The 8,658-nt window shown below is 49.9% G+C and carries 9 protein-coding genes; 7 read left to right on the plus strand and 2 right to left on the minus strand.

The window, feature by feature from the left end; all coding sequences use genetic code 11:
• The 7 genes from RR842_RS04830 to RR842_RS04860 form a co-directional block, all read left to right on the plus strand.
• Window positions 1-250 (plus strand): DUF6870 family protein (locus RR842_RS04830; protein WP_332729123.1); only part of this gene is annotated, 250 nt, incomplete at its 5' end.
• Window positions 251-492: 242 nt separating this feature from the next.
• Window positions 493-1,251, plus strand: coding sequence for a ParA family protein (locus RR842_RS04835; protein WP_332729124.1), 759 nt, complete (start codon window positions 493-495; stop codon window positions 1,249-1,251).
• Window positions 1,248-2,165, plus strand: a complete 918-nt coding sequence (locus RR842_RS04840; RefSeq protein ID WP_332729125.1) for a ParB/RepB/Spo0J family partition protein — start codon at window positions 1,248-1,250, stop codon at window positions 2,163-2,165. Before RR842_RS04835 ends, RR842_RS04840 begins: the two co-directional genes overlap by 4 nt.
• A 410-nt stretch (window positions 2,166-2,575) precedes the next feature.
• Window positions 2,576-2,989, plus strand: a complete 414-nt coding sequence (locus tag RR842_RS04845) for a hypothetical protein (protein ID WP_332729126.1) — start codon at window positions 2,576-2,578, stop codon at window positions 2,987-2,989.
• A gap of 1 nt (window position 2,990) precedes the next feature.
• Window positions 2,991-4,232 (plus strand): relaxase/mobilization nuclease domain-containing protein, encoded by a 1,242-nt coding sequence (locus RR842_RS04850; RefSeq protein ID WP_332729127.1) that lies wholly within the window; start codon window positions 2,991-2,993, stop codon window positions 4,230-4,232.
• Between the two features lie 2 nt (window positions 4,233-4,234).
• Window positions 4,235-4,783 (plus strand): hypothetical protein, encoded by a 549-nt coding sequence (locus RR842_RS04855; RefSeq protein WP_332729128.1) that lies wholly within the window; start codon window positions 4,235-4,237, stop codon window positions 4,781-4,783.
• A 94-nt stretch (window positions 4,784-4,877) separates the two neighbouring features.
• Window positions 4,878-5,582 (plus strand): hypothetical protein, encoded by a 705-nt coding sequence (locus RR842_RS04860; protein WP_332729129.1) that lies wholly within the window; start codon window positions 4,878-4,880, stop codon window positions 5,580-5,582.
• Window positions 5,583-5,671: 89 nt separating this feature from the next.
• On the opposite strand, the gene RR842_RS04865 is transcribed toward RR842_RS04860, so the two are convergent.
• Both RR842_RS04865 and RR842_RS04870 read right to left on the minus strand, forming a co-directional pair.
• A complete protein-coding gene (locus RR842_RS04865) occupies window positions 5,672-5,962 on the minus strand; it encodes a hypothetical protein (protein WP_332729130.1) in 291 nt (96 codons plus the stop codon).
• Entirely contained in the window at window positions 5,946-8,330 is a 2,385-nt protein-coding gene (locus tag RR842_RS04870) for a hypothetical protein (protein ID WP_332729131.1), read from the minus strand. The genes RR842_RS04865 and RR842_RS04870 overlap by 17 nt, the downstream gene beginning before the upstream one ends.
• Between the last annotated feature and the right edge of the window lie 328 nt (window positions 8,331-8,658).

Consider the following 8,658-nt stretch of genomic DNA (forward strand, 5'->3'; position numbering starts at 1 on the left):
AGCCATGAACACAGCAGACGCAACGCTTCCAAGGGCCGAGGACATCGAAATCGACCTTACGCTCCCCGTTGCCGAAAGGCGCGAGAGTTTCCTGCGCCAGATGGGCGGCAATCCATACCGCTTCACCTCATGCGGCGTACCCGTAACCGTGAGCTTCAAGGACGAATGCACGCTCGAGGAAGCAGTGGGCCACTACCTCGCCATGCAAGAGCTTGCCGCAGAGCAAGGGCTTGGCCCGGGTGCAGCTTAGAAACCGCGTCCCATATTCACGGGGACATTATGTCCCCGTGAATATGGTCAAAAATCCGCCCGCAAGCGGGCGACAACATATCGTGAACATATATATGATCAGGAGGCGTGATAAAATGGAGAGTGTAATACCAACCACAACAAGAAAGGCTGACAACCCGTCGGAAGCGCATCCCGACAATAACCGAATAGCCAGCAGGCATCTTCCGGATTCACCCGCCTGCGAAACGAAAAGGAGTTGACATGAGAGTGCTCACCGTCAGCAATTTCAAGGGAGGCGTGGCCAAGACAACCACTGCCACCAACCTTGCCGTGCTCTGCGCCCAGAAGGGCCTGCGCACGCTTATCATCGACCTCGACCCACAAGCGTCGACATCGGATTACTACGACCTCTACGACGAAGCGCGCGATACCTGCCGTTCGGCAATAGAGCTCCTTTACGACGAGGCACCCGTCTCCGAATGTGCTCATCTAACACGCATCGAGAACCTGAGTGCCATCCCCACCACGCTCAATCTCATAGACCAAAACGAACTCATGCTGCGCGAGCAAAGACTACGTTTTGCGCTCGACGACGCCGAAGGCGAATACGATGTTGCCATCATCGATTGCGCACCTTCAGCAAAACAACTCGCGCTCTGCGCATACGTAGCCACATCGGGACGCGGCACTATCATAGTGCCCGTCAAACTCGATTCTACCGTCATGCGCGGCACAACCTCAGCGGTGCAAGCTATCGAAGGGATAGCCACGAAGCTGCGCATCCCTGCACCCGATTGGAAGATTCTTCGCACCTGCGTGCCTGGTCGTATGACACGAGCCGAGCAAACCGGCGCCGCCGTGCTCGACCGCTTCTTTTCCGATCACCAGTTCGACACCATCATCCACCAGTCCGCAAAGGTTGCCGAGGGTAGCTGGGAATGGAAACCTATCGTGGAGTTCGATCCTGAATGCCGCCCCGCACAAGATTACCGCGCACTATTCGAGGAGCTAGGATTATGAGCCGCGTAGAAGAAGTTGCACGTCGCTTCTCGTTAGCGGGAATATTGGATGACGCCACCCAAACACGCGACCGCTTCCCCATCCGCGAAATTGAGGTCGACAACATCGCCGACCATCCTGCCAACGACGCTTATTCCATGGGAGAAGATGGCATAGCAGCTCTTGCCAAATCCATACGAGCCGAGGGGCTCACCGATATTCCACTCGTGCGCAAGATGTCCGATGGTAGTTTTCAGATGCTTTCGGGCCACCGCCGCAAGGCAGCCTTTGCACTGCTGGCTAAATCCGATCCGACGTTTGCAAAGATTCCCTGCCGCGTGGTGGAGAACGTCAGCGATGAGCAATCTGAAGTATTGTTGCATACCGCAAATTACTTCACGCGCCAGCTCAACGTGATGGAGCGCGCCGAAGCGACGCGTGCCTTAGGAATAGAAGTCGAACGCTTGCGCGAGGCAGATCCCTCCCTCAAAGGCGAGCGGACGGCAGACCTCAAGGCCGCCATCATCGAAGCGCAGACGGGCCGCACTATCACGGGCAAGACCGTTCTTCGGCAAGAAGCGGTCGCCCGTCGAGTCGAAGACAACCTTGCCACGCCGTGGCAGACGCTTGCACGCGCAGGCGAGCTGACCGATGCCGACATCAACCGTCTCGCCAAGATTGACGCGAAAAAGCAACAAACGCTCTATGCGAAACGTGCCGCCAAATCACTCGATAAGCTCCAAACGTCCGCACTTATCAAGGAGGCGCTTGGCTACGACGAGCCTGCAGCAAAAGCACTCACAACGGCTAAGCGCGAGCTTTCAAAAGCCCTTGCCCTTGCGCGCGACAAGGGCGCTTCCCTTGACGTGAACATGGTTGGCAGCATCGTTTATATCTGTGGCGAGCTATCCGAGATAGTATCACTGAGGGATTGAGCAACCACAATAATCGCGGGGACATTATGTCCCCGTAGGTTGCAAAGCCCCGAAAACACGACCCTTGGACCTCTTTTAGCAAGCTGCCTATCCGGTATTACATACGCGGATAGAGCTTGTCCGAGCACCGTTTCGACTTTGCCGGCGTGCCGCTTGTCGCGTGCATCCAGCAAAGCAGAATCGGCTTTCCGGCACCCAAGCTGGCGGCTCGCGAATAGTCGCCTCAGCTTGCAGCCGCACCGCCTAATCGTGTCCGCAGCGCGGCCTTAGCGGGGGTGGCCCCACGCCCCAAGGGTGCAAACAAAACCCATGGGATTCACGGGGACATTATGTCCCCGTAGCAAATAACAAGAACGCACTCGCCCTTCCGGACATACGCGAGCTTGCCAACGAAAAGGAGAACAACGACCATGAGAACCTACACCCATACCGCAAGCATCAAGCTAACCGATTCCGACTATCGCACACTCTACAGATCAAGTCGCGAAGCGGGCGTCACGCAATCTCAGTACCTGCGCACACTCATCCGCCTTCCCCAACCAGCTGAAAATTACGACCAGCCACGCGTCTTCCTCATCGACGGAAAGTCGATCGGAGGTATCCATCGCGAACTCGTCCGCTGGGGTCGCCATTACAACCAAGCGGTCCATGCGCTCAACACTCAGGCACTGTTCTGCCGTCGCGGAAACCCACCCGAGTACCAGACATTCCTGGCAAACCTTGATGAGGTTTCCTTAAAGCTTGAGCGCATCGAAGGCGGACTCTCATCGGTGGAGTACGCGCTTTGCGATATTGCGCATTCGCTTGTAGTAAGCGGCGATTAGCATGCCCGTCGTAAAACCCATATCGGGTCACACCTCATGCAAAGGTATACGCGACTACCTCAATAAGGAAGGCCGCGCTCTTGCCTGCGACCTGTTCAACCTCAGCTGGGATGAGCGGGAAATGGATAGCTACGATGATTCCGAAAAGTCATGTATCGATTGGGCGGCGGAGATGGATCTGACGCGTGCTGCATACGGAAATGACACGCCATATCGCGGAAAATGTGCCCGTACCTATAAGCACTATGTCCTCTCTCCTGACCCTGGAGACAAAGTCAACCTTGCTCGCATGCGAGAGTTCGCCAAAACTTGGGCTCTGGAAAATTTCGCCGATTACGAAGTGGCGATAACCTACCACGACGACAACGCCAAAGAGATTATGCACGCTCATATCGTCGTGAACAATACGAACCTCGCAACGGGAAACCGCCTGCAAGATCCGGACCCGCGCGCCCTCAAGCGCTCTGCGCAAAGGCTTGCCGAGGAGCGCGGTATGTCGTTTTTCGTTGATGAACCACCAGCAGAGGAAACTCCTTCTTTTGGCGGAAACCATGCTCCAGCAAAGCGCGAGCGGGTCCACTACCGGCGGGCTGAACGTGAGCTTGAGGCTCAAGGCAAATACTCATGGGTTGCCGATATCCGCAGTCGCGTTGGCATAGCCATGCGCCTTGCTCAAAGCGATAACGAGTTCGCAAAAATCTTATCCGAGCTAGGCATAGAACGCAGAGAAGCATCCGAGCGCAACGGGAAGGCTGATTGGTTATATGCACTTGAAGGTCATGAGACGTGGTGCATCCGGGGAGAAGGATTAGGCACGGCTTATGGCAAAGCAGCTGTCGAATCCGCGCTCAGGTCACCTTCGCCGATGCAACCTGAGTTGGTGCGTCAACTGGCTGAAAACGCCGTCGAAGTCGGAGGGTGGCGCGATCTTAAGCAGCTTGCAGGCGCGCTCGATGTAACAACACGCTGGCATGTCAGGTCAATGGGAGACTTCGAAAGAAAGATCGCCTCAGCACACGCCCGTGGCGATGAGGAGTCTGTCGTAAGGCTTGCTGCCGCGGAGGCATATTTGACGGAGAAGGGCATCGAGCCCAAAGCTGCGCTTCCAGCATCACGGGCAGTTCGTCAACCAGCCCCCGACACCACAGGACAAGACCGACGCAATAACTTCAGCAATAACGCCAGTATGAGTGAAGAACAGCGCAGAGAGCACCAGCGCGATGATCGCGGAAAGGATAGATAAGCGTGAAAATAACCATCAATTACGATAACGGCCGCAGGGAAACGTTTGATTCCAGCAGCTTGGTCTCAACACAACCGTTCGGCCATGCAACCCTCGTGACCGAATTCGACTTACGTCTGGACCTCCTGACAAAGGGCGACCTAGTTGTTGATATCCACCACTACGACGACACAGGAGAAGGAGAATCCGGAAGCGTACCGGAGCTCGAGCGCAGGTGTGGTCGCAGATGCAAAATTGCCGACCGCACCGAGGTGCCACACATCAAAACCATTTACGCCGATGAAAAAGCCATTGCCTGGAGTCAAGGCGGTGCACTCGTTGACGCAGAACGCTTTGAATATGCCTGTTCGCTCTACTACTCGGGCAAGGGCACTGCATCGAACAACTATCGCGCGCTATGGCTGCATGACTACCTGACCTTTGCTCACCCAGAGATCGCAGACGACGCTGAAATCTGCCAGATTTTCGGATATCCACTTGCAGCCTATCAAGATGCTGAAGCTTGCGAATGGGCTCAACCGAAGCAGGAAGAAAAGAAGGAGAAAGAGTAATGAAACTGATTGTCAGGTTTATAAAGTGGCTGTTCAGACATGCGTTTATGTGAGGGTGGTGTTGAAGGTGAAGGTTAAGGAACAAATTAGAAGGATGCTCGTCGCGGTCAAATCACATAAGAAGCAAGCGGCGGTTATTGGCACTTGCATAATCATCATCATTGGCGTTACGGTTGCACTGTCACTCGCAACCTGCTCGAGCAATTCCAATAAAAGGCATGACGGAGTTACCGAGAACAACATCGATGGCTTCTCATTCGAGCGGTTCAATAAAATTAGAGAGACCGGCGCCACCGATGCAGGCGATAGCAATGATGGCAGCCAAGATGAGGTTGGTGAAAACAAAGGCAACACACAAGAACAGATTGACGCCCTCACAGAGCAATCCAGCGAATTTAGCAACCTAGGTCAAGACGCAGGCAAGGGTTCAACACCTGACGGCTCAGCCTCGAACAATATTCCCAACGACGATAGCTCCACCAACAATGTCAATGCTCCCCAAGCACCAACAACGCCAGAAAAGCACTGGGTCGTTGATTACGAACAGGTTTGGGTAGAGGACTCCCCAGCCTGGATCGAGCAAGTGCCAATTTATGGGTATGAGGAGCAGTCCGTCTGCAATATCTGCAACCAGGTCATTACCAACAACGAAGTCGCACACGGCAAGGCACATATGCAGGCCGGTGAAGGTTCTGGGCACCACACGGAGTATAAGCAGGTTGTCACGGGATACAACACGGTCGGCCACCCAGCAGAGGGTCACTATACAACCGTAGAGTCGGGAGGGCATTGGGAATAAACATCTTTATTGAAACTTCGTGTGTTAATCATGCACAGTTAATCATGCACCGCCACAAGACGCGACGGTGCATTTTTGATTCTCCATAATCAAGCTATCTCTTCTTGGGAAAAGCAGGTTTCGTTCACCGATGCACACACATCCGCAAGAATGCCCTTAAGGGTTTCGAAATAATATTTAGCCTCACGATCAAGGGTGCCGTCTTGAACTAATTCATAATCAATGGTTTCCGCCATTCCTTCAAAGAATGATTTGTAAAATTTCTTAGCATCAAATTTACCGCTCTTCTTCTCTATCTCAAAAATTCTATTGTTGTCTTCTGTACTTAGTTCCAATTGATACCTATCCCCAAGCACTCTGAAGCTAATCTGCCTTTTCATATCGTTTCATCCTTTTCTTTATCGTATCTAAACCGCCTTCTACATTCTCTGCCACAAGACCTAACATTTTGTAATCGTCACATTCATATTCAAGCGCTCCTGACGAAATGGAAATTTTTCCCTCATCATCTCGCTTAATCAGTATCACGTTGTCGGCATCAAGATTCACAATAAATTGAGGATTATGCGTCACCAATATCACTTGCCTACTTTGTGCAATGTTCCTGAAATCCTTGATTACAGCAGACTTTATGGCAGTCTGCGATATCTGATCCTCAGGTTGGTCAATAAGATATATTGAGCTGCCCTCAAGTCCATCAGCAAGAAGGGCAAAATAAATCTGAGCATTATATCCTTGCGAACGAGTCATAAATAAATCGTCCCCTTGATTAATTATTGCCTGCTGAGGTTTGAGTGCGTCATCGAGCAAGCTGTTAAGCTTGTTCTCTAGAACCAGAATAGGATCACCATCCTCATCATGGTATTGCAGAAGGCACTTCTTTAACGTAGAGGCGTCAACAGTCGAAGTGTCAATGTGCTTCCCCGCGCGTAGAACTTTAGACACGATATCTTCAAGAAAACGAGGAGAAATTTCCCTTGAAGCTGTTCGGGAGACAAAAACATACGCTCCAACGTTCTTTGTATCCGGCTTAATGGTAACGGGATCAAAAGAAAACTTCACTTCCTTAACCAGAGTTCTTTTTTTAATAATACTGGCAACTCCCTCCGCAAAGGAGTTTTTATCCGAAAGGAAGCGCGTCTCAAGCTTACCTCTGTCCGTCGATCGATCTGTGAAGGATTTCTTTTTTGCATCTAGGACGGTATTGATGGCGTTGGCTATCGATTCATCCCGCTTGAGTGCACTGACTTGCCCCTGATGCTTTTTGATGATTTTGTTTAATATCCTCTCAACTGAAGCGATATCTTCAATATCTTCTTCGTCGAGTTGTTTCGCAAACGAATCTTTAAAGCCTTCAACAATATTGACAGCTTTTTTCAATTTCGAGACAAAACTCGTCTCCTTGGTGGAAGACACCGCGCTTGCTCTCCCGATGATTTTCAGACCTGTCACTTCGGCTTGTTCACAAAAAGGCGGAATCGAAAAATCGCAAAGAGCGGCCAACTGTTTTTGATAATCAACAGAACAGCGAACCGCCTGTACGTATGCATCCAAATATCGTTGTGCAATCTCTCGGTAGTTCCCCACATCTACAGCTTCAGGGAATTTTCCTTGCAGCTCCTCGCTGATTAGACCTTGCCCGAGATTCTCAAACCTATCCCTAATAACACCTTGGTGGTCAATCTTGAAATTCCCTTCAGGTATTACCGTCTCAACGACTATCCCGTTATCCTTAAGATACTTTTCATATCCATCTGATAACTGTTTCTTTATGCCATGATACTGAGTCAATTTGCTTATTAGCAACGATTTTCCGATTGAGTTATCACCAATAATTACGTTAATTCCTGGAGAAAGTGGTATAGAAATAGAGCTTTCATTTAATTGAAGTTCAATAGAATCCTTCGACTCGGGTGCCGGACTAAAAAAACTGTTGACAGTTTTGATACGTCCGAAATCGGTTACCGCCATTGCAAGACCCTTGAATGTTGGCAAGCATTTCAAGTACGTATATGGCATTTCGTCCTGTTTATGCTCGTCATAATGGGGATAAACGGACCATTGATGACAATCACTACCAGTAATAAAGCGAAGCTTATCCTCTATGTCCTTTTCATAAATATAGTTCTTATTAAAAAGTTCGTTTTTTCTATTCTTGTATTCGAATACATCGAAGTATTCCAGAAACAGGAATCTATCAAATCCCTGTTCTCCTACACTGTTCGCATCAGCATGTCTTACATTTTGGGATGTAAGCGAATTTTTCTGATGTGCTATTAGAACGACATTTGAATTGATTGAACGAATGATTTCCCAAAATTTTGTTTCGCTGAATGCAGATTTCCCATCGTATTTAGGCTTTCCCGATATGCAAGGAATCGCACTGACAATTCGATTTTCGATTTCATCTTCTGTATCGTCGAAGATTGCGACGATATGCACCTGAGAGTCTTCCTCATTATCACTAGGAAAGAGAACGCTGAACTCAACAGCAGGGAGCACTTTTCTAATACAGTTATCCGCACACTCTTCCTCTTTTAGTTTGAGATAGAGTTCTTTATCAAAGGCATCGTGATCGGATATTGCGCACATATTAACTTTTTTATTCTTAAGGCCTTCAATCAGCACTGAAATATTCTTCAGTGTTCCATCTTTAACCTTCGAATCATCCTTATGACTTGAAGCATGGGAATGAATATGAAAGTCAACCTTTTGTCCAGTAAGAACCACTTTTTCCTGAGCCAACACAGTCCTCCTCTCGCTTATCTTAATTTGCTACATTTTAAATCTTCCAAAAAGCAAATCACTCAACAATTTTAGTTGATTGATAAATCTCGGGATAGACGATAGTAACTATCATTTTCATCGAGTATAGGAGAGTCCTCGTAAGATCAAGGACCGCAGCCTTGGCGCTTTTCGCGTCAGAGCTGCGGTCCTTATCGAACGCTCCCTTCCGTAAATTAAACGATTAGCCTACTCGCTAATCAAATGCTCTTCCTCCCAGCGGGCGGCGTTGCCAGAGGCTTGGCAACAGGCGAGCGCTACTACGATTGCGGCTCCCATGAGGATGCCGATA

The organism is Gordonibacter sp., from assembly GCF_036667095.1.
Lineage (GTDB): Bacteria > Actinomycetota > Coriobacteriia > Coriobacteriales > Eggerthellaceae > Gordonibacter.

Excerpts from the sequence above, each read along its gene's own strand:
- RR842_RS04835 (WP_332729124.1), top strand. The coding sequence starts at position 493 with ATGAGAGTGCTCACCGTCAGCAATTTCAAGGGAGGCGTGGCCAAGACA.
- RR842_RS04840 (WP_332729125.1), top strand. The coding sequence starts at position 1,248 with ATGAGCCGCGTAGAAGAAGTTGCACGTCGCTTCTCGTTAGCGGGAATA.
- RR842_RS04845 (WP_332729126.1), top strand. The coding sequence starts at position 2,576 with ATGAGAACCTACACCCATACCGCAAGCATCAAGCTAACCGATTCCGAC.
- RR842_RS04850 (WP_332729127.1), top strand. The coding sequence starts at position 2,991 with ATGCCCGTCGTAAAACCCATATCGGGTCACACCTCATGCAAAGGTATA.
- RR842_RS04860 (WP_332729129.1), top strand. The coding sequence starts at position 4,878 with ATGCTCGTCGCGGTCAAATCACATAAGAAGCAAGCGGCGGTTATTGGC.
- RR842_RS04865 (WP_332729130.1), bottom strand. The coding sequence starts at position 5,962 with ATGAAAAGGCAGATTAGCTTCAGAGTGCTTGGGGATAGGTATCAATTG.